Origin of the sequence: Pseudoduganella sp. SL102, assembly GCF_027856995.1 — a bacterium.
Taxonomy (GTDB): domain Bacteria; phylum Pseudomonadota; class Gammaproteobacteria; order Burkholderiales; family Burkholderiaceae_D; genus Rugamonas; species Rugamonas albidiflava.
Genome location: NZ_CP115554.1, coordinates 4,888,719 through 4,909,481, shown reverse-complemented (window position 1 = coordinate 4,909,481; position 20,763 = coordinate 4,888,719). Strand labels below are relative to the sequence as shown.

The 20,763-nt window shown below is 63.0% G+C and carries 21 protein-coding genes; 12 read left to right on the top strand and 9 right to left on the bottom strand.

Translation table 11 applies throughout. The features are described 5' to 3' along the window. The first annotated feature begins 148 nt into the window (after nucleotides 1-148). Nucleotides 149-1,162 (top strand): SDR family oxidoreductase, encoded by a 1,014-nt coding sequence (locus OU994_RS20690; RefSeq protein WP_131149017.1) that lies wholly within the window; start codon nucleotides 149-151, stop codon nucleotides 1,160-1,162. A 50-nt stretch (nucleotides 1,163-1,212) separates the two neighbouring features. Here OU994_RS20690 and OU994_RS20685 read toward each other — a convergent pair whose 3' ends face one another. Continuing rightward, nucleotides 1,213-2,052, bottom strand: coding sequence for a pyruvate, water dikinase regulatory protein (locus tag OU994_RS20685; protein ID WP_131145297.1), 840 nt, complete (start codon nucleotides 2,050-2,052; stop codon nucleotides 1,213-1,215). A gap of 184 nt (nucleotides 2,053-2,236) precedes the next feature. On the opposite strand from OU994_RS20685, the gene ppsA reads away from it, so the two are divergent. The 6 genes from ppsA to OU994_RS20655 all read left to right on the top strand — a co-directional run bounded on the left by ppsA (nucleotide 2,237) and on the right by OU994_RS20655 (nucleotide 9,051). After that, entirely contained in the window at nucleotides 2,237-4,693 is a 2,457-nt protein-coding gene (ppsA, locus tag OU994_RS20680) for a phosphoenolpyruvate synthase (protein WP_373922626.1), read from the top strand. 227 nt (nucleotides 4,694-4,920) lie between these two features. Then, on the top strand, nucleotides 4,921-5,340 hold the full coding sequence (locus OU994_RS20675; RefSeq protein WP_281607469.1) for an NfeD family protein: 420 nt from the start codon (nucleotides 4,921-4,923) through the stop codon (nucleotides 5,338-5,340). A 48-nt stretch (nucleotides 5,341-5,388) separates the two neighbouring features. Next, a complete protein-coding gene (locus OU994_RS20670) occupies nucleotides 5,389-6,336 on the top strand; it encodes an SPFH domain-containing protein (RefSeq protein ID WP_131145299.1) in 948 nt (315 codons plus the stop codon). A gap of 66 nt (nucleotides 6,337-6,402) precedes the next feature. Further along, on the top strand, nucleotides 6,403-6,825 hold the full coding sequence (locus tag OU994_RS20665) for a DUF4259 domain-containing protein (protein WP_281607468.1): 423 nt from the start codon (nucleotides 6,403-6,405) through the stop codon (nucleotides 6,823-6,825). Between the two features lie 8 nt (nucleotides 6,826-6,833). Next, nucleotides 6,834-7,967 carry a hypothetical protein gene (locus OU994_RS20660; protein ID WP_281607467.1) on the top strand — a complete coding sequence of 378 codons (1,134 nt, stop codon included), beginning with the start codon at nucleotides 6,834-6,836 and terminating at the stop codon, nucleotides 7,965-7,967. 253 nt (nucleotides 7,968-8,220) lie between these two features. Beyond that, on the top strand, nucleotides 8,221-9,051 hold the full coding sequence (locus OU994_RS20655; RefSeq protein WP_131145302.1) for an NAD-dependent protein deacetylase: 831 nt from the start codon (nucleotides 8,221-8,223) through the stop codon (nucleotides 9,049-9,051). Here OU994_RS20655 and OU994_RS20650 read toward each other — a convergent pair. The 5 genes from OU994_RS20650 to smpB form a co-directional block, all read right to left on the bottom strand. Then, complete coding sequence (locus tag OU994_RS20650) at nucleotides 9,044-9,619, bottom strand: DUF1349 domain-containing protein (RefSeq protein WP_281607466.1); 576 nt, start codon at nucleotides 9,617-9,619, stop codon at nucleotides 9,044-9,046. The genes OU994_RS20655 and OU994_RS20650 overlap by 8 nt on opposite strands. A 51-nt stretch (nucleotides 9,620-9,670) precedes the next feature. Next, a complete protein-coding gene (locus tag OU994_RS20645; RefSeq protein ID WP_281607465.1) occupies nucleotides 9,671-10,213 on the bottom strand; it encodes a FlgO family outer membrane protein in 543 nt (180 codons plus the stop codon). Next, nucleotides 10,213-10,890 (bottom strand): hypothetical protein, encoded by a 678-nt coding sequence (locus tag OU994_RS20640; protein ID WP_281607464.1) that lies wholly within the window; start codon nucleotides 10,888-10,890, stop codon nucleotides 10,213-10,215. Before OU994_RS20640 ends, OU994_RS20645 begins: the two co-directional genes overlap by 1 nt. Nucleotides 10,891-11,013: 123 nt before the next feature. After that, nucleotides 11,014-11,334, bottom strand: a complete 321-nt coding sequence (locus OU994_RS20635) for a hypothetical protein (RefSeq protein WP_281607463.1) — start codon at nucleotides 11,332-11,334, stop codon at nucleotides 11,014-11,016. Between the two features lies 1 nt (nucleotide 11,335). Beyond that, complete coding sequence (smpB, locus tag OU994_RS20630; RefSeq protein ID WP_130188867.1) at nucleotides 11,336-11,785, bottom strand: SsrA-binding protein SmpB; 450 nt, start codon at nucleotides 11,783-11,785, stop codon at nucleotides 11,336-11,338. Nucleotides 11,786-11,889: 104 nt separating this feature from the next. Between smpB and OU994_RS20625 the strand changes: the two genes are divergently transcribed. Both OU994_RS20625 and OU994_RS20620 read left to right on the top strand, forming a co-directional pair. After that, nucleotides 11,890-12,321 (top strand): type II toxin-antitoxin system RatA family toxin, encoded by a 432-nt coding sequence (locus OU994_RS20625; RefSeq protein WP_281607462.1) that lies wholly within the window; start codon nucleotides 11,890-11,892, stop codon nucleotides 12,319-12,321. 4 nt (nucleotides 12,322-12,325) lie between these two features. Further along, a complete protein-coding gene (locus OU994_RS20620; protein ID WP_281611677.1) occupies nucleotides 12,326-12,640 on the top strand; it encodes an RnfH family protein in 315 nt (104 codons plus the stop codon). On the opposite strand, the gene OU994_RS20615 is transcribed toward OU994_RS20620, so the two are convergent. The 3 genes from OU994_RS20615 to OU994_RS20605 form a co-directional block, all read right to left on the bottom strand. Then, on the bottom strand, nucleotides 12,571-13,455 hold the full coding sequence (locus OU994_RS20615; protein WP_281607461.1) for a hypothetical protein: 885 nt from the start codon (nucleotides 13,453-13,455) through the stop codon (nucleotides 12,571-12,573). The genes OU994_RS20620 and OU994_RS20615 overlap by 70 nt on opposite strands. A gap of 130 nt (nucleotides 13,456-13,585) precedes the next feature. After that, the gene (locus OU994_RS20610; RefSeq protein WP_131145309.1) at nucleotides 13,586-13,918 is read right to left on the bottom strand and encodes a helix-turn-helix domain-containing protein; all 333 of its coding nucleotides are present in this window, start codon (nucleotides 13,916-13,918) and stop codon (nucleotides 13,586-13,588) included. 103 nt (nucleotides 13,919-14,021) lie between these two features. Then, nucleotides 14,022-14,531 (bottom strand): DUF4124 domain-containing protein, encoded by a 510-nt coding sequence (locus OU994_RS20605; RefSeq protein ID WP_281607460.1) that lies wholly within the window; start codon nucleotides 14,529-14,531, stop codon nucleotides 14,022-14,024. Between the two features lie 145 nt (nucleotides 14,532-14,676). Here OU994_RS20605 and guaB point away from each other — a divergent pair, with 145 nt between their 5' ends. The 3 genes from guaB to OU994_RS20590 all read left to right on the top strand — a co-directional run bounded on the left by guaB (nucleotide 14,677) and on the right by OU994_RS20590 (nucleotide 19,878). Next, complete coding sequence (gene guaB, locus OU994_RS20600; RefSeq protein WP_131145311.1) at nucleotides 14,677-16,137, top strand: IMP dehydrogenase; 1,461 nt, start codon at nucleotides 14,677-14,679, stop codon at nucleotides 16,135-16,137. Between the two features lie 117 nt (nucleotides 16,138-16,254). Beyond that, on the top strand, nucleotides 16,255-17,865 hold the full coding sequence (gene guaA, locus OU994_RS20595; RefSeq protein WP_131145312.1) for a glutamine-hydrolyzing GMP synthase: 1,611 nt from the start codon (nucleotides 16,255-16,257) through the stop codon (nucleotides 17,863-17,865). Nucleotides 17,866-18,594: 729 nt separating this feature from the next. Then, on the top strand, nucleotides 18,595-19,878 hold the full coding sequence (locus tag OU994_RS20590; protein WP_281607459.1) for a hypothetical protein: 1,284 nt from the start codon (nucleotides 18,595-18,597) through the stop codon (nucleotides 19,876-19,878). Nucleotides 19,879-20,763 lie beyond the last annotated feature (885 nt).

Here is a 20,763-nt window from a genome sequence, read left to right as displayed (position 1 = left end):
GTTGTGACAGCTTTCCGGCGGCAAAGGTGTGGCAGCGGGTTTTTTTTCTGTCTACATTGTCATCCCGGCAGTTTACACAAACGGCACACCCCCCATGACCAACCCCAGGACCAGGAGTCACCCGATGGAACCCAGCGACAAGCAAGACATGACCGAACAGGATATCCAGGCATCGCGGCGCCGCTTCGTCGGCGCGGTGGCCACCACGATTGCCGCGGCGGGCACCGCCGCGGCGGGCGGCGCGATGGCGCAGCAGGGCGATGCACGAGGCGGCGGGCAGGGCAGCGGCGCGCGCCGCAACCCGAAGTATCCGCGCCCGCCATTCCCGCGCCAGCAGCAGGAGTGGCCGGCGCTGGCCGGCAAGATGACGCCGCGGCCCGACCATGGCGAAACGACCTACCGGGGCAGCGGCCGCCTGGCCGGCCGCAAGGCGCTGATCACGGGCGGCGATTCCGGCATGGGCCGCGCCGCCGCGATCGCGTATGCCCGCGAAGGCGCCGACGTGGCGATCAATTACCTGCCGTTCGAGGAACCGGACGCGCAGGAAGTCAAGGCGCTGATCGAGAAGGCGGGGAGGAAGGCGGTGCTGCTGCCGGGCGATATCCGCGACGAAGGTTTTTGCCGGACCCTGGTCGACAAGGCCGCGGAACAGCTGGGCGGCCTCGATATCCTCGTCAGCAATGCGGCCCGGCAGCAATCCATCGATTCCATCCTCGACCTGAGCACCGAGCAGTTCGACTGGACGATGAAAACCAACCTGTATGCCAACTTCTGGATCTGCAAGGCCGCCGTGCCGCACATGAAGAACGGCGGCGCGATCATCGTCACGGCATCCGTGCAGGCGTATGACCCGTCGGCCAACCTGCTCGACTATGCGCAGACCAAGGCGGCCCAGGTGGCGTTCGTGAAATCGCTGGCCAAGCAGCTGGCCGAGAAGAATATCCGCGTCAACGCCGTGGCGCCCGGGCCGATCTGGACGCCACTGCAGGTGTGCGGCGGCCAGGAGCCCGATGCGCTGGTCAACTTCGGCGGCGACACGCCGATGAAGCGCCCCGGCCAGCCGGCCGAGCTGGCGCTGGCCTATGTCACGCTGGCCTCCGACGACTCCAGCTACACCACGGGCCACGTGTACGGAGTCGCCGGCGGCAACGGCCAGCCGTAAGCGGGTGGCGGGCCGGCCGGCGGCCTGCCGCTTCTCCGCAAGGCTGGAGATCAGTATTCGCGGCGGTGCGGCCTGATCTCCTGGAGGATGGTGGTGGAGATTTCCTCGATCGACTTGGTGGTCGAGGACAGCCAGCGGATGCCTTCCCGCTTCATCATGTTTTCCGCTTCGTTGACTTCATAGCGGCAGTTCTCGATCGACGCGTACTTGCTGCCGGCGCGCCGCTCGTTGCGGATTTCCGTGAGCCGCTCCGGCGTGATGGTCAGCCCGAAGATCTTCGGCTTGTACGCATACAGCGCCGAGGGCAGCTTGCCGCGCTCGAAATCGTCCGGGATCAGCGGATAGTTCGCCGCCTTGATTCCGTATTGCATGGCCAGGTACAGCGACGTCGGCGTCTTGCCGGAGCGCGACACGCCGACCAGGATCACATCCGCCTCGGCCAGGTTCTTGTGCGACTGGCCATCGTCGTGCGCCAGCGAGAAGTTGATCGCCTCGATGCGGTTGCGGTACTCCTCGCTGTCGACGATGTTGTGCGAGCGGCCGATGGTGTGCGTGGACTTCATGCCCAGTTCTTCCTCGAGCGGCGCGACAAAGCTCTGGAACAGGTCCATGTGCAGCCCGCTGCATTGCCGGATCACCGACGACAGTTCGGCCTGCACGAGCGTGCTGAAAATGATCGGGCGCTGCCCGTCCGCGATGGCCGCCTCGTTGATCTTGCGGGCCGCCGCGTGGGCCTTGTCCACCGTGTCGATGAAGGGCAGGCGGATCTGGCGGAAGCGCATCTCGAACTGGGTCAGCACGGAGTGGCCGAAGGTTTCTGCGGTGATGCCGGTACCATCGGAAACGAAAAATACGGTGCGGGCGGAGGTCGGGCGTTGTTCGGATGTCATGAAAATAGCTTTTGATTGTGAACTGTCAATTTTCGCCACAGGCTGTAAAATGGCCGGCAACGGTCAGAATGCGCTGCGCGACGCCAAGAATAACACCAAGAAGTCGAGAGACTCACTGCAGCCGGGGCAACCCCATGGACGGCCAACAGATTCCCATCATCAGTAAGGTGTCACCATGACCAACTTGTCCAACGCAGCACTTGTTATTCCCGACCAGGCGCAGGCCGGCGAAAATGCCACGGGGGTTTCGACCTACGTGGCGTCGTTCGAAAACCTGCGCATGACCGACGTGGAATCCGTCGGCGGCAAGAACGCCTCGCTCGGCGAAATGATCAGCCAGCTCGCCGGCGCCGGCGTGCGCGTGCCGGGTGGCTTCGCCACCACGGCGCAGGCCTTCCGCGACTTCCTGTCGCACAGCATCGACGGCGGCGCGCCCCTGGCCGAACGCATCGCCAACCGCCTGTCCGACCTGAACGTGGACGACGTGCGTTCGCTGGCGCAGGCCGGCGCCGAGATCCGCCAGTGGATCGTCGATACGCCGTTCCAGCCGCGCCTGGAGCAGGAAATCCGCACGTTCTACGACAACCTGGTGGCCGGTTCGGAAACCGAAGTGTCGTTCGCCGTGCGTTCCTCCGCCACCGCGGAAGACTTGCCGGATGCTTCCTTCGCGGGCCAGCAGGAATCCTTCCTGAACGTGGTCGGCATCGACAACGTGCTGGACGCGATGAAGCACGTGTTCGCATCGCTGTACAACGACCGGGCCATTTCCTACCGCGTGCACAAGGGTTTCACGCATGCCGAGGTAGCGCTGTCAGCGGGCGTGCAGCGCATGGTGCGCTCCGATACCGGCGCGGCCGGCGTGATGTTCACCATCGATACCGAATCGGGCTTCAAGGACGTGGTGTTCATCACCTCCAGCTACGGCCTGGGCGAGACCGTGGTGCAAGGCGCCGTGAATCCCGATGAATTCTACGTGCACAAGCCGATGCTGGAGCAGGGCAAGTCGCCCGTCATCCGCCGCAATATCGGCTCGAAGCTGATCAAGATGGAATTCACCAGCGAGGCCCGCGCCGGCCGCTCCGTGAAGACCGTGGATGTGCCGATCGAACTGCGCAACCGCTATTCGCTGACGGACGTCGAAGTGGTCGAACTGGCGAAATACGCCGTGATCATCGAGAACCACTATGGCCGCCCGATGGACATCGAGTGGGGCAAGGACGGCCGCGACGGCAAGCTGTACATCCTGCAGGCGCGCCCGGAAACGGTGAAGTCGCAGCAGAAGGCCACCGACGCGCAGCAGCGCTTCAAGCTGAAGTCGACCGGTACCGTGCTGACATCGGGCCGCGCGATCGGCCAGAAGATCGGCGCCGGCCCGGTGCGCGTGATCAGCGACCCGTCCGAGATGGAACGCGTGCAGCCCGGCGACGTGCTGGTGGCCGACATGACCGACCCGAACTGGGAACCGGTGATGAAGCGTGCTTCGGCGATCGTGACGAACCGTGGCGGCCGTACCTGCCACGCGGCGATCATCGCCCGCGAACTGGGCGTGCCGGCGGTGGTCGGCTGCGGCGATGCGACCGGGCTGCTGAAGGATGGCACCTTCGTCACCGTATCGTGCGCGGAAGGCGACGAAGGCAAGATCTACGACGGCTTGCTGGAAACGGAAATCTCCGAAGTCTCGCGCGGCGAACTGCCGCAGCTGCCGGTCAAGATCATGCTGAACGTGGGTAACCCGCAGCTGGCCTTCGATTTCCAGCAGGTGCCGAACGCCGGCGTGGGCCTGGCCCGCCTGGAGTTCATCATCAACAACAACATCGGCGTGCACCCGAAGGCGATCCTGGAATACCCGAACATCGATCCGGACCTGAAGAAGGCCGTGGAATCGGTGGCGCGCGGCCATGCCTCGCCGAAGGCGTTCTATGTCGACAAGCTGGCCGAAGGCGTGGCCACGATCGCCGCCGCGTTCTGGCCGAAACCGGTCATCGTGCGCCTGTCGGACTTCAAGTCCAACGAGTACAAGAAGCTGATCGGCGGTTCGCGCTACGAGCCGGACGAGGAAAACCCGATGCTGGGCTTCCGCGGCGCGGCGCGCTACATCTCCGCTGACTTTGCCGAGTCGTTCACCATGGAATGCCTGGCCATGAAGCGCGTGCGCGAAGACATGGGCCTGACCAACGTGGAACTGATGGTGCCGTTCGTGCGCACGCTGGGCCAGGCGCAGAAGGTCGTCGAGCTGCTGGCCAAGAATGGCCTGAAGCGCGGCGAGAACGGCCTGCGCCTGATCATGATGTGCGAGGTGCCGTCGAACGCCGTGCTGGCCGACCAGTTCCTCGAATACTTCGACGGCTTCTCGATCGGCTCCAACGACCTGACCCAGCTGACCCTGGGCCTGGACCGCGACTCCGGCATGGAACTGCTGGCCGCCGACTTCGACGAACGCGACCCGGCCGTGAAGGCGCTGCTGTCGATGGCGATTTCCGCTTGCCGCAAGCAGGGCAAGTACATCGGCATCTGCGGCCAGGGTCCTTCGGACCACCCGGACCTGGCCGAGTGGCTGATGGAGCAGGGCATCGAGTCGATGTCGCTGAACCCGGACTCGGTCATCGATACGTGGCAAAAGCTGGCTGAGCTGCGCAAGTAATGCGCAAGTAAGGCAGCCGGGGCGCCCGGGGCCTTGCCGGCCCTGGTGTCGGACACCGGCTTTTCGGTGTCGGACCGCTGCGGCGGACCGACCGGTTCTCTCCTGCAGATTCCCGGTGCCTGCGCGAACACCAACTGTTCAACAGCCTGAAATTGCTCTATCGTTACGTCAACCCTCGCCGCTCTACCCAGGGCCGCGAGGGTTTTACTTTCATGGGAGACAAACAGATGGCTGACTGGATCATGTGGCTCATCGCCGCTGGCGTGCTGGTGGCGCTGGAACTGTTCAGCGGCACCTTCTACCTGCTGATGATCGCGCTGGGTGCGCTGGCCGGCGCGCTGGTGGCGGCGCTGCGCATCGACTTGCCGGGCCAGATGCTGGCGGCCGCGCTGGTCGCCGTGATCGCCACCGTGCTGCTGCGCCGGCGGCGCCGCAACCAGCCGGCGCAGGTCGCCGCATCGCGCAACCCGGACGTGAACCTCGACATCGGCCAGCCCGTGCAGGTGCCGCACTGGGATGGCCACACGGCGCGCGTGATGTACCGCGGCGCGCTGTGGGATGTGGAACTGGCACCGGGCGCACCGGCTGCGGCAGGCACCTACACGATCCGCGAAGTGCGCGGCAGCACGCTGATCGTCGGCGCCTGACCACGACAACGACAACGACAACGACAACGACAATAACAAGGAGAATGCATGGATATTACTTTCGGCGGCGTGGCACTGGTCTTCCTCGCGGTGGCGCTGGTCTTCGTCTTCAAGACCATCAACGTGGTGCCGCAGCAGCATGCGTGGGTGGTCGAACGGCTCGGCAAATACCATGCGACACTGGCGCCGGGCCTGAACATCGTGGTGCCCTTCGTCGACCGCATCGCCTACAAGCACATCCTGAAGGAGATCCCGCTCGACGTGCCGTCGCAGGTGTGCATCACGAAGGACAACACGCAGCTGCAGGTCGATGGCATCCTGTACTTCCAGGTCACCGATCCCATGCGCGCATCGTACGGCTCGTCGAACTATATCGCCGCGATCACGCAGCTGGCCCAGACCACGCTGCGTTCCGTGATCGGCCGGATGGAGCTCGACAAGACGTTCGAGGAGCGCGATCACATCAACACCACCGTGGTGAACGCGATCGACGAATCGGCCGCCAACTGGGGCGTGAAGGTGCTGCGCTACGAGATCAAGGACCTGACGCCGCCGGCCGACATCCTGCACGCGATGCAGGCGCAGATCACGGCCGAACGCAACAAGCGGGCCCTGATCGCCGCCTCGGAAGGGCGCAAGCAGGAACAGATCAACATCGCCACCGGCGAGCGCGAGGCGTCCATCGCCCGTTCCGAAGGCGAACGCCAGGCGGCCATCAACCGCGCGCAGGGTGAGGCCAACGCGATCATCGCGATCGCGGAAGCCACCGCCGAGGCGCTGCGGCAGGTGGGTTCGGCGATCGAGCAGCCGGGCGGCGAAGAGGCGGTGAACCTGAAGGTGGCCGAACAGTACGTGGACGCGTTCCGCGAACTGGCCAAGACCAACAACACGCTGATCGTGCCCGCCAACCTGGGCGACATGAGCAGCCTGATCGCCACCGCGATGCAGGTCGTGAAGACACAGAACACGGCGCGCGTGGTGCGCACGCCGTCATGACGTAATAATCCATGTAACGCGGTAAGGCAGTAACGTACTTAACGAACGCAGAAACAGGGAGGCAGCATGGGAGCATGGGCAATGGGGCCATACGGCAACGATGTCGCGCAGGACTGGGCGGAAGACCTGCACGAGTCGAACGACCTGTACTTCATCGGCGACACGCTGGACAACGTGCTGTCGCCGGAGAACGGTGATTACCTGGACGCGCCGTTCGGCGAAGAAGGGCTGGCCGCCGTCGAGACGCTGCTGCGGCTGGAAGGCCGGGGCGGCCCGAAGGACGACGACTCGGCCGCGATCGACGCGTGGGTCGACGTCGTCAAGGCCAAGTACAAGCCGCGCGCCGACCTGCTGGAAAAGGCTGGCCGCGCCATCGACCTGATCCTTTCCGAACGCTCGGAGTTGCGCGAGTTGTGGCAGGATAGCGAACATTTCGACGCATGGCGCGCCGCGGTGGAAGACCAGAAAACGCGGCTGCAGGGCAAATAGGGAGCTTCATGGCGGTATTGAACAAGGCCATGGCGGCAGCGATGCTGGCCATGGCGGCAATCGCGTCGTCGTCGGCGGCGCTGCCGGAACAGGAAACACTGGAGCGCCTGGCGCGGATGCGGGCCATGCCGGCAGCGGCCGCCGGGCAGGAGGCGCAGCGGCAGCGCCGCGATCTCGACGCGGCATGGCGCTGGTTCGGCAACCACAAGACAACCGCGCTGCCGGTGCTGCGGCGCGAACTGGCGGCGGAGCTGAAGAAGCCGAAACCCAGCCAGCTGGTGCTGCTGGACGTCGGCTACTTCCTGCGCGCGCTGGGCGAACCCGCGGACCGCGCGCTGTCGATGCAGGCACTGCTGGCGATCGACCCGGCCGGCATCGTGCCGAAGACGCAGGCCGAGCAACTGTTCCGCTTCCTCCACGCCAGCGCGGCCGACCGCGACCCCCGGCTGTTCCCGCTGATCGACAAGGTATTCCTGCGCGGCGACGTGACCGTGCTGGTGCCGCAGCATGGCTACACGGTCGACGCGACCTCCGTCTGCATCTACCTGTACGGGCAATTCGGCACCCGTGCCGAGCAGCACCTGCGCGGGCTGCTCAATGACCCGGCTGTCGTCAACCGCGTGCTGGAAGTGCTGATGTGGGTGGGCTCGCCGGACAGCGTGCCGGCCGTGGCCAGGCTGCTGGACAGCACGGACGCCGACACGTTCGCGCGCGCCGCCACGTTCATGCTGCGCGCCGGCGGCCCGCAAGGGCGGGACGCGCTGCTGGCCTTCGACCCGCGCCGCCTGGAAGGCAAGGCGCGCCAGTTCTACCTGCAGACGCGCCCGCAATTGTCGGGCATGCATTTCGATGCGCTGGTGCAGCAGTTGTCCGATTCGCCCCCCTCGGAAAAAGCCGCCCCGCCACGCAGGCTGGACGAAGCGGCCGCCCGGCAATTGCTGGCGGCGCTGTTCGCCAGCCATGGCAGCTACGAGGGCATCCAGCCGATCGAACTGGCGCTGGCGGCCATGCCGTCCGCCCAGCTGATCGACGAACTGCTGCGCCTGCGCGAGCGCAGCCTGCTGCGCATTTCCGGCGAAGCCCTGGCCGACATCGACACGACCAATACGCTGATCAATACGCTGCGCTTCCGCGGCAACTGAGCGCCACGCATCGTGTTGTAAAAGTCAGTGTTGTAAAAAAACTGGGGACTGTCCCTCCCGGCGGGACTGTCCCCATGTTGTTTAACAACCAGCTCAGCCGTACGGCGCGGGAGCTTGGTGGCGCGTGCTTCAACGTCGGGACTGTCCCTGGTGTGTCCCGCTGTTGTTTTGCGACCAGCTCGGCCGTAAGTTACGCGGCCTTGGACTGGCGCTGAACGGCCTCACATGGGAGCTTTCGGGCCGCAGGAACACCATGAACGAACAGATCGACCAGCTGGCGGGGTTTCTCGACCGCCACCGCAACGTGCTCGTGCTGACGGGCGCCGGGCTGTCCACCGCATCCGGGATCCCGGGCTATCGCGACGAGGAAGGTGTAAGGCGCGGCAAGGCGCCCGTGCAGGGGCCGGAATTTCGCAGCAGCGATGCGCTGCGCCGCCGCTACTGGGCGCGCAGCATGGTGGGCTGGCCGACGCTGGCGCATGCCGAACCGAACGCCGGCCATCGCGCGCTGGCGCGGCTGGAGTCCGCGGGCAGGGTCGGCCAGGTGATCACGCAGAACGTGGACGGCCTGCACCAGCGTGCCGGCACCGCGCGCCTGATCGAGCTGCACGGCAATATCCACACGGTGCGCTGCCTGGCCTGCGAACGCCGCCAGCACCGCGCCGAACTGCAGCAGCGCCTGCTGCGCGACAATCCGGCGCTGGGCAGCGTGCTGGCCCAGCCGCTGCCGGACGGCGATGCGCAGGTCGAGCCGGAAGCACTGGAGGAATTCATCGTGCCGCACTGCGAGGCATGCGGCGGCGTGCTGCAGCCGGACGTGGTGTTCTTCGGCGATAACATCCCGGCCGAGCGCACCCGCCACGCGCTGCAATGGATGGACGAGGCCGACGCCCTGCTGGTGGTCGGCTCGTCGCTGATGGTGTTTTCCGGTTTCCGTTTCTGCAAGCTGGCCGCGGCGGCGGGCAAGCCGATCGCGGCCGTCAACGCCGGCAAGACCCGGGCCGACGAACTGATCACGCTGAAGCTGGCGCTGCCCGCGCAGGAAGTGCTGCCGGCGGTGGCGGGGCTGCTGGCCGCTACGTGAGGTCGTGCAGGTCCTTGCCCAGCGCGGGCCCCACCGTGAAGTCAGAAAAGCGCACCGCCAGCCCGGCGCGTTGCGGCGTGCAGCACATCGGGCCGACCAGGTACTGTTCCGCAGCCGGGAACGGCGCCAGCCGGAGCATCGGCCAGGTGCGTCCGTCGGCCGAGTACTGGATGCGGATGGCGCCGTTCTCGACGGTCACGCGCAGCCAGAAGCCTTCCGGCAGCGGCGGCGCGGGCATGGTCGCCCAGTCCGATAATTCATTGGTCAGCACGGTGCTCAGCATCGCCTGCCCGTCGGAGAATTCCACGCCCGCCTTCAGCCAGCGGTGCGCATCGATGCGCACCATCAGCCCGGCCTGGTCATACAGTTCGGTGAAGTCGGCCTCCACGCGCACCTGCGCGGTGAAGGGCGCCGCGACCGGCTGGCCGAGGAAGTGGCCCGAGTCGCGGATGAAGCCATAGCTGGTGATGCGCCAGAAGTCCGTGCCGTCGCCGGTCACGACCTGCAGCGCGCCATCATCGATGTGGTGGGAAGGCGGCTCGTTCAGCCAGGTGCAGCGGTCGAACATGGCGGGCTTTCATGGTTGAAAGCGCCACTATAGCCGGGCCGCCAGCCCCTGTCAGCGCTGCAGCAGCATCGAGCGGACGATGCCTTCCTTGGCCAGCACGTAGTCGTGCGCGGCCAGCACGAAGTTGGTGGTGGGCTGCACCACCTTCACGTTGATGAACACCATGTCGCTGGTTTCGGCATACGAGCCGACCACCACGGCCTGGGCGCTGTGCGTCTGCGCCACTTCGCCGATCTCGCGGGTGAGCATCAGTTCGCCCTGGTTGCGCTTCAGGTAGACGGAGGTGCGCAGTTTCATTTCCAGCATCTTCAGGCCGCCCTGGGCCATGCGCGTGGATACCTGCTCGGAAATCAGGCGGCCCAGCGTGGACGTCTGTTCCAGCGCGTCGATGTTGACGATGGTGGCCATGATCAGCGGCTTGTCCGCCGACAGCTTGCCGTTCAGCTGGACCAGCAGCGCATCGGCCGCCTTGTAGTTGGCGCTGACGAACTGGTTCGACGACAGCGTGGCGTAGTTCGCCTCTTCCTTCGGCGGCGCGCTGGCGCAACCACCCAGCAATGCCGCGCACAGGAGGGGCAGGGCGACGGCGCGCATCAGCGGCCCCCCTGCACTTGGAATACCTTGCTCACTTGCTTGTCCTCTTCCTTGATGCCGTACAGAGCGCGGTCGATATCGGCCACGTAGTAGGCCGATGTGGAACGGGCATGGTAGCGGAACTGGTCGCCGACGGACAGCGTGACGATGATTTCCGTCGCCGGCGTCGCGCCCTTGGCGAACTGGCTGTGGAACCAGTGATAGGCATCGCCCGCGCCGGCCAGCGCGACCAGGCCCACGGTCGGGTCGATATCGGACAGCACCCAGGCGCCATTGGCGATCGCCGTGTGCGCGCCGGAGTAGCGGTACTGCGGACGGTTCGGGCTGAACGTCACGGCCTGGATATCCAGCTCGACCTTCCACGCGCCGGCCGGGGAGCGCGACACCACGAAGCCATCCTTGACGAGCGATGTGATGACCTGGTTCGTCACGGCGCGCTTGAACGGCGACGCATCCTTGTCCTCGGCGATGTGGAACGGGCGCTGCGGGTGCTTCTTCATCTCCGTCACCACGCGCTGTTCGATGTGGTCGGCGATCGCGTTCCAGTGGGCGGCGGCCTGCAGTTTTTCCTGGCGCGCGGTCGGGAAATTGGTGGCCAGCGGGGCGGGCGTGTAGGGAACGGCGCAGCCAGCCAGGGCGGCGGCAAGGGCGGTGGCAGTAGCGACTTTGGCAAGCATGGGAGAACCCGGAGTGAATAGCCGGGAAAGTGTAGCACGCGCCATTGCCGCACGGAAATCCCGCGTACCGTGCCGTGGCAACCGTGCGACGGCTTTGCGAAGTGCCAACGCCGGCCTTGCAGCCTAGGCCATCGCGATCTGGATGACGAGGTACAGCGGTGGCCCGATACTCAGCAGCAGCACGGACCAGTTGAGCAACTTGCGCGGCCCCGTGGACGCAAAGGCCACCAGCGCAAGAATGAGCCCGATACCGCAGCCGATCGCGTAGACCAGGAGGAAGTCGCCCAGGCACGTGAAGTTCCAGTCCCCGCAGCCCGAGAGGCCGCCACGGAACCCTCCGCCCCGTGCGCGGTTGGCGATGGGAACGGTCACGCCGAGGACCACCAGGCTCGCGAGCGCGGCGAGGCTGATGCCGCGTTGCCCCGCCTTCGCATCGCCCGGCATGTCAGCGCCGGTTCTGCTTCATCGCCGCCTGCACTTCGCGCTTGGCGTCGTGGTCCTTCTCGGAGGCGCGTTTGTCGTGCTGCTTCTTGCCCTTGGCCAGGCCGATCTCGCACTTGATGCGGCCGCCCTTGAAGTGCAGGTTGAGCGGCACCAGCGTGTAGCCGGAGCGTTCGACTTTACCGATCAGCTTGTCGATTTCCTGGCGGTGAAGCAATAACTTGCGGGTGCGCACCGCTTGCGGGTGGATGTGGGTGGAAGCCGTGGGCAGTGCGCTGATATGCGCGCCAAACAGGTACAGTTCGTTATCGCGGATCGTAACGTAAGCTTCCTTGATCTGGACGCGCGCATCGCGGATTGCCTTCACTTCCCAGCCCTCGAGCGCGATGCCCGCTTCATAGCGGTCTTCGATGAAATAGTCGTGGAAGGCTTTGCGGTTATCAGCGATGGTCATGTGAATTTCTTATGGAACGTGCCGCAGGCGCGGGTCGGTTAAACTACAGTCTTCATTCGCGCCAGGGCGCGATTTGTCCAACATGATATCAAACGGTTAAATAAATGGCGGTAGTGCACAAATCGGTATTCCTTGGATACAGCGCGCAGCAGATGTTCGACCTGGTGGACCGGGTGGAGGATTATCCCAAATTCCTGCCATGGTGTGGCGGCGTGGAAGTGCGGGAGCGGGGCGAGAATTCCGTGGTGGCGTCGGTGGGCATCAATTTCCATGGCGTCAAGCAAAGCTTCACCACGTCGAACACGAACACGCCACCCACGGCCATCAAGATGAACCTGGTCGACGGCCCGTTCAAGACGCTGCACGGCACCTGGACCTTCAAGCCGCTGCGCGACGATGCCTGCAAGGTGGAACTGGACCTGCAATACGAATTCTCCAGCCGCCTGCTCGAGCAGGTGATCGGCCCCGTGTTCGGCATGATCGCCAACAGCATGGTCGATTCGTTCTGCAAGCGCGCTGAAACGGTGTATGGCTGACAGCATGGCCGAGCGCATCAAGGTTTCGCTGAGTTACGCGCCGGCGCCGGGTCCGGATGCAACGTCGGTGGCGATGCCGATCCTGCGCGCGCTCGATGTCGAGGCGGGCACCACGATCGGCCAGGCCATCGAGCTGTCCGGCATCCTGCAGGAAGCGCCGGAAATCAATCTCGTCACCATGCCGGTGGGAATCTACGGCAAGAAGAAAACCCTCGATACCGTGCTGCAGCCACGCGACCGTATCGAGATCTACCGGGCCCTGATCGCCGATCCGAAGGATGCCCGGCGGCGGCGCGCCAAGCGCGACAGCGCTTCCTGAGCAAACGCCTTCCCGCCAGCGAAGGCCGCCAGCAGTGCCAGCCCGGCGCCGAGCATGGGCAGCATGCCCGGCTCGGGTACCGGCGTGATGGATTCGGCCTGCAGTTCGGTGCCATAGCGGAACACGCCACTCCCGTCGACGCCGCCATAGTTCTGCACCGACACCTCGAGGAAACCCGTGCCGTCCGGTGCCTGGTTCAGCCAGCGCACCTCGTCATGGGCGTTGCCGAGACCGGCTACGTCGAGCCACACCTCTACCGCCCCGGCCTCCAGCCGTTCGCCGGCGCCCGGCGGCGGTTCGGTCGACAGGCTGACATCGTATGGCACGCTGAACACGACAGCCGTGTTCGGCGCCAGCGTAAACGCCGTCGAGCCGGTGTCGACGGCCAGGCTGCTGATGGCCGCCAGGCCGGGCTCCGCCACCAGCACCTGCGTCGCCACCGCCGCCGCCAGCAGGGCGCCGGAAGAAGATTCGCGGCCGGCGAGGCTGAACTGCGCCGTGGCACGCAGCGACACGGTACCCTGCTCGACGGCATCCTCGATCGGCGCGGGGTGCGTCCAGGTCGGGAATGCCGTCTCTGTGGACGCGCCATCGAGCGTCAGGCGAGCGACCGCCATCGGCGCGACAGCGCTGCCCGAGGTGCCCGCGAATGTGATCGATGGATCGATGCCGTCGGCCAGGTCCAGGTCGACGAGGATGAAGGTGAGGGGGCCGAGTGATGCGCCCGCTGCCGCGGCGGTTGCCGCGGCAGGGACGGTGGAGAGAAACGCCGCGGCGGAAAACGCGGCGCTGATGAAGGACGGGCGCAATGGCAAGCACAATGGCAAGCACAATGACGGGCGCTTCATGTCGGCCTCGCTGCTGGCTGGTGAATCCAATCAGCCTAGCACGCGGCCCGCGGTCGAGCGGGGCTCTTTCAAGGCCTGTTGTACCAATACGCCAACGTTAAAAGTCCAGCATGCGGGGCGCGATGCCCAGCGCCATGGCGATGCGTTCGCGAGTGGAGCGGCGCGGCCGCAAGCCCACTTCCTGCTGCGCATAGGCCGGCTGGGTGATGCCCATGCGGGTCGCCACTTCCAGTTGCGTCAGGCCCAGGTATTCACGCCATGCGCGCGCCGGCGTCCAGGCGTTTTCGGCGATCATGCCCACTACCTGGTGCGGCACGTCGGTGTCCTTGTGGCGCGACTGCGTCTGCATGTAGGTGGTATATGGGATGACGACATACACGGGCTCCCCATTGGGCCCGTTAATGATTTGCACGTTCGTGAAAGCATTCATTTTTCGCTCGCTGGTCGGTTCAACGGATAAGGCTTTGCGTAGTCTGGCTTATATCGTTGAGACGACCGCGGCTATGATGGGCGCTCTTGTGCGTGGTCAAACTTTATTGCTGGCAATGGGTGGCCAGCGTGTCGCGATTGCGCCGCACCTGTTCCGCTTTCTGTGCTTCGTCCAGAAACGCCTGCTCGCCGTTGCGGTCCGTGGAGGCGATGCGGATGCCCGATTCCAGCACGCGCAGGTTGGCCCGCGCGTTGTCGCACGCGGCCGCGCCGGCCGCCTTGTTCCGCGCCTGCTGGTCAGCCTTCTGTGCCTGCTCGGCCGCTTCGGTACGGCGCTTGTTGAACTCGGCATTGCGGTCCGCCGTGGTGGGTGCGCTTTTCTCGCGCGTACCCGTTGCCGCTGCCGCTGCGGGTGCCGGCTCCGCCATTTCGCGGCGCAGGTCGGGCATCTGGCCGCGCGGCGCTTTCAGGATGCGCGATGCCGGCACGGACGGTGGCGGCGGCCGGTCCGACAGGTGCCGCTTGTTGTTGGCATCCTTCCATTCCCATTGCGCGTGAGCCGCCGCACCGCAGGCCAGCAGCAGGGCGCCCAGCATCCATTGCCTTGGTTTCATTCGATTTGTTTCCGTGAAGAATTTATGTGATTGGACCGCGATCGCGCCCGGGTGTCAATCTCGAAAGCACCAACTTTTCCATAATGCAAGGACTTATTGCGCCAACTTCTGTATAATTCACTTTTGCGCCGATAGGAAAACTACCATGCGTCTTCTTCAAAAAGCACTCACATTCGATGACGTGCTCCTCGTTCCCGCGTACTCGAACGTCCTGCCTGCCAATACGTCCCTGCGCACCAAGCTGACCCGCAATATTTCGCTGAACATCCCGCTGCTGTCGGCCGCGATGGATACCGTCACCGAAGGCCGCCTGGCGATCGCAATGGCGCAGGAAGGCGGCATCGGCATCATCCATAAAAACCTGCGCCCGGCCGACCAGGCCCGCGAGGTGGCGAAGGTCAAGCGTTTCGAAGCCGGCGTGCTGCGCGACCCGATCACGATTCCGCCGGACATGAAGATCCGCGACGTGATCAAGCTGACCGAACAGCATGGCATCAGCGGTTTCCCGGTCGTCGAAGGCGCCCAGGTGGTGGGCATCATCACCAACCGCGACCTGCGGTTCGAAGAAGAGCTGGACGCGGAAGTGCGCGCCAAGATGACGCCGCGCGAAAAACTGGTAACCGTCAGCGAAACGGCCGATACGGCCGAGGCCAAGCGCCTGATGAACAAGCACCGCCTGGAGCGCGTGATCGTCGTCAACGAAGCCTTCGAGCTGCGCGGCCTGATCACGGTGAAGGACATCCAGAAATCCACGGAACACCCGAACGCCTCGAAGGACCAGCACGGCAAGCTGCTGGTCGGCGCGGCCGTGGGCGTGGGCGCGAAGGATGAGGAACGCATCGACCTGCTGGTGGCAGCCGGCGTCGACGTGCTGGTGGTGGATACGGCGCACGGCCACTCCCAGGGCATCCTCGACCGCGTGAAGTACATCAAGACGAAATACCCGCACGTGGACGTCATCGGCGGCAACATCGCCACCGCGGCCGCGGCGAAAGCCCTGGTCGAATACGGCGCCGATGCGGTGAAAGTCGGCATCGGCCCCGGCTCGATCTGCACCACCCGCATCGTGGCCGGCGTGGGCGTGCCGCAGATCACCGCGATCTCGAACGTGGCGCAGGCGCTGGAAGGCACGGGCGTGCCCTGCATCGCCGACGGCGGCATCCGCTTCTCCGGCGACATCAGCAAGGCGCTGGCCGCCGGCGCGTCGACCGTGATGATGGGTTCCATGTTCGCCGGCACCGAGGAAGCGCCGGGCGAAGTGATCCTGTACCAGGGCCGTTCGTACAAGTCCTACCGCGGCATGGGTTCGCTGGGCGCGATGGCCGAAGGCTCGGCCGACCGCTACTTCCAGGAAGCCTCGGCCAAGGCCGACAAGTTCGTCCCGGAAGGCATCGAAGGCCGCGTGGCCTACAAAGGCTCGGTCCTGGCGATCATCTTCCAGCTGGTGGGCGGTGTGCGCCAGTCGATGGGCTACTGTGGCTGCGCCACGATCGACGAACTGCGCGAGAAAGCGGAATTCGTCGAGATCACTTCCGCCGGCATGCGCGAATCGCACGTGCACGACGTGCAGATCACCAAGGAAGCGCCGAACTACCGTTCGGAATAAGCTGCCCCTGAAACGCCGGCGTTCCTCGACGCCGGCGTTTTTCCTCCGCATTCCGCTTCCTGTTTTCTTCTTGTTTTCTTCTTTGTCCGCTTTCTCCAGTCCAGTAAAGCCAATTACATGCACTCCAAGATCCTCATCATCGATTTCGGCTCCCAGGTAACCCAGCTGATCGCACGCCGCGTGCGCGACGCCGGCGTGTTCTCCGAGGTCTATCCGTACGACGTGTCGGAAGAATTCGTCCGCAACTACGGCGCTTCCGGCGTGATCCTCTCCGGCAGCCACAACTCCACGCTGGAAGGCGATTCGCCGCGCGCGCCGCAAGCCGTGTTCGAACTGGGCGTGCCGGTGCTGGGCATCTGCTACGGCATGCAGACCATGGCGGCGCAGCTGGGCGGCAAGGTGGAAAATGGCCTGGTGCGCGAATTCGGCTACGCCGAAGTGCGCGCCCGCGGCCATACCAGCCTGCTGAACGGCATCAACGACTTCGTCACGCACGAAGGCCACGGCATGCTGAAGGTGTGGATGAGCCACGGCGACAAGGTGCTGGACATGCCGCCGGGCTTCAAGCTGATGGCCTCCACGGAAAGCTGCCCGATCGCCGGCATGGCCGACGAGGAGCGCAAGTTCTACGCCGTGCAATGGCACCCGGAAGTGACGCACACCGTGCAGGGCAAGGCCATGCTGGGCCGCTTCGTGCACGAGATCTGCGGCTGCAAGTCCGACTGGAACATGCCGGACTACATCACCGAAGCCGTCGAGAAGATCCGCGCCCAGGTGGGCACCGATGAAGTGATCCTCGGCCTGTCCGGCGGCGTCGATTCGTCCGTGGCCGCCGCGCTGATCCACCGCGCCATCGGCGACCAGCTGACCTGCGTGTTCGTCGACCACGGCCTGCTGCGCCTCAACGAAGGCGAGATGGTGATGGACATGTTCGCCAAGAACCTGGGCGTGAAAGTCATCCGCATCGACGCGGTCGACCAGTTCATGGGCCACCTGGCCGGCGTGACCGACCCGGAACAGAAGCGCAAGATCATCGGCCGCGAATTCGTCGAAGTCTTCAACGCCGAATCGGCCAAGCTGACCAACGCGAAATGGCTGGCGCAGGGCACCATCTACCCGGACGTGATCGAGTCGGCCGGCAAGGGCAAGAAAGGCCAGACCATCAAGAGCCACCACAACGTGGGCGGCCTGCCGGAACACATGAAGCTGCAGCTGCTGGAACCGCTGCGCGAACTGTTCAAGGACGAAGTGCGCAAGCTGGGCGTCGCGCTCGGCCTGCCGTACGAGATGGTTTATCGTCACCCGTTCCCGGGCCCGGGCCTCGGCGTGCGCATCCTCGGCGAAGTGAAGAAGGAATACGCCGACCTGCTGCGCCGCGCCGACGCGATCTTCATCGAAGAACTGCGCAACACGCCGTACGAAGCGGTGGTGGTGCCCGGTTTCGATCAGGACGGCGCACCGCGCAACTGGTACGAAGCTACCTCGCAGGCCTTCGCCGTGTTCCTGCCAGTGAAGTCGGTGGGCGTGATGGGCGATGGCCGCACGTATGACTACGTCGTCGCGCTGCGCGCCGTGCAGACGCAGGACTTCATGACGGCGCACTGGGCGCACCTGCCGCATGAGTTGCTGGGCCGGGTTTCCAATCGCATCATCAATGAGGTGCGGGGACTCAATCGTGTCGTGTATGACATCAGTGGGAAGCCGCCGGCGACTATTGAGTGGGAATGATGGGATAGCCTGAATGCTCAGGCATTCACCGGCAACTCATCAAGACTAAGCCCCTGATTTCAGGGGCTTTTTTTACGCCGTGTCCCGTCCTATACTAGTTTGTCGTAGTTGAGGAGAGCGAGATGGTAACAGAAGGAAAGCGTACTCAGCGTGATTACACGCTGGCTTTTAAAGTGGGGTGGTCAACGCGGTAGGAAAAGGCGAGATCATCTATAAGCAAGCTCAGAAGAAGTGAGCTTCCCACGATCTGACGGACACCTCCAGCTTGGCGCATGCGGGCTAGAGCGAACGCTTGAGGTGCGTGACGCTGTAGAACTGTCGATGCGCGCTGCGGAGATCAAGTGTTTTGAAAGTGGTGCTGGTTCACCCTCCTTTGGCCAGCCCAACGACTGACGGCATCACTTTCTTGCTGGCGAATCTACAGGCAGAGGTCTCAGGCATGCAGAATAATTTGTCGGCAATTGATGCAATCGCTGCCCCTGCGGCGGATCGTCGCTGCGTGCATCGCTGACAATCGGCGCAGCTTCGATTATTCTTCAAGGCTCTGAATTTCTAGAGATGGAGCCTGTGCAGATCACGACGACTCGAACTGCTTGACTCGCATGACTTATGCAACCAATCGCGTTCATTTATGTTGCATAAGTTGTATTGCACTGGGCGGGGCCGTCGGCATGTGCGCTCTGTGATAACATGTGGTGATCCGTTCCCAAATAGGCTCAGGACCAACTGATGAATCATTACAAAGCGACGCAAGTGTTCGTCCCTGGCGGTATGCCCAAGCACACTTACATTCAACGCGCCGAAAGGGAGTTAGAGGAGAGCTTAAGAACAGTTGATGATAATCTATGCAAACTGGTGACGCTTACCGGAGCGACGAAGTCGGGGAAAACTGTGTTGGTCAACCGGATTTATTCTAGAGGCACGGGCGATAACATTTGGATTGATGGTGGGACGGTAAGTTCTGAAAATGATCTATGGACCGCTGTCCTTGATGAAATAGGAGGTTACTCAGATAAGGAGATGGAGGAATCCGGCGAATCCGAACAAATGCTCGGAGGGGAAGCTGAGGCCGAGGGCTCCATTCCATTAATAGCTAAGGCAAAAGGAAAAGTCGGAACAGCGATTACGCAAAGAACCTCATCGACTGGTCGGAGAAGCCTTTCAGTTTCGCCGCGTATAGCCGCTATAACGCAGCTGCGCCAAACAGGAAAGCCTCTAATTATTGATGATTTTCATTACTTGGAACGGAAGCTTCAGGCAAGTGTTATTCGTGCCTTGAAGCCGCTAGTCTTCGACGGTCATGCTGTCATTATTATCGCAATTCCGCATCGACGTTATGATGCGGTGAAGGTCGAACGGGAAATGACTGGGCGACTTGAAGGGATCCCCGTGCCTGTGTGGAGCATTGATGAGTTGAAGGAAATTCCAGAGAAGGGGTTCCCTCTATTAAACGTTGAGATAAGTGATCAATTATCAGAACGACTCGCAAAGGAGGCTTATGGTAGTCCACACCTTATGCAAGAGTTTTGTAAGGCTCTTTGTGCGCAGAATAGTGTCAAGGCGACTATGTCGCAGCGGTTAAAGATTACAACGGTGAATGATAGCCTGTTTAGAGAAATTGCGGAAAGTACCGGAAAAGTTGTGTTCGAAAAATTAGCGAAAGGCCCGCGCCAGCGCTCAGACAGAATGCCGCGTCCGCTGACCGCAGGTGGTACTGCAGATATTTACCGTGTGGTGCTTCTTGGCTTAGCGAGACTTGCACCTGGCATGGAAAAGGTTGACTATGAAGCACTGCGTGCAGCGATTCGTGAGATTTTAGCGACGAACGTTCCTCAAGCACACGAGGTTTCGCGAGTGCTTGATAAAATGACGGAGATCGCAGCCGATGATGAGGCTGCTACACCTGTTATCGATTGGGTGAAGGAAGATCAGGAGCTCCACGTGACCGATCCATTCTTTGCGTTTTTCCTGAAGTGGGGCAGCCCAATGGACGTGGCCGCTGGCGTGCAGTAATATGTCGGCGAGCCCACGACGAATACAGTTGCATAAATTGTGGCGTTCGGCATAGATTGCTAGTCCCATGGCGGAAAATGCACTACCGCGTTGGTTTTTACGGATTTTGTTTCGAGAAATGCGCTGGTTGAAAGCGGAGTAAATTTCTATGTCAATTCGTCCGGTTATGCTGACGGACGCTTTATCCACCTTTATTAGAATGCCAGACGTAGCAGCACAGACCGTAAGTGCTTAGGTATTGAGTAGGTTAAGGCTAAATTTGATATGTCGGCAGTGGCGGTATTCAAGGCTACGTCTCCGTGAAGGCTCATTTTTCCAGCAAACCCCTGAGTCGTAGGTAGACAAAAAGCGCTTAACGAATTTTTGACGCAGAGGACGAAGCGTCTGAGTAACGCTTGCTTCCATGACGAAGACCTCGTTTTATTCGTGTCCCGAGATTGGTTAGGGCTGAAGAAGCGAACGCTAAAAAATGTTACATGCGGATGTGCCGCATGCGTAGCATTGGGGATAGGCGCTATATACGCCCCAGCAAAAGACTAGCGATCTCTTATTCCGCCATAGCGACAGTTGCTCGCAATACGTATTGATAGGCTACAATGAGTGTTTCGCAGAAACGGATGTAGATTCACGTGTGGGTAGTGTATTGGCGGCACCTACGATAATACTCTGGCGAGACCATGAGTCGGCTTACGAAGCCTGACTGATCCACCGCCATGCTTTCTGGAAACCATGTGACATTTTAGAGGTACTCACGCTGGGTTGGATGTCATTGTGCAAACATCATAACCTGCTCAGACCGCTTATCTATATACTCCCACCAGATCCGAAGCGAACTACTCAATGCAACTGGTCGGTCGATTCCGTGTCATGTTCGACGACTTGGAT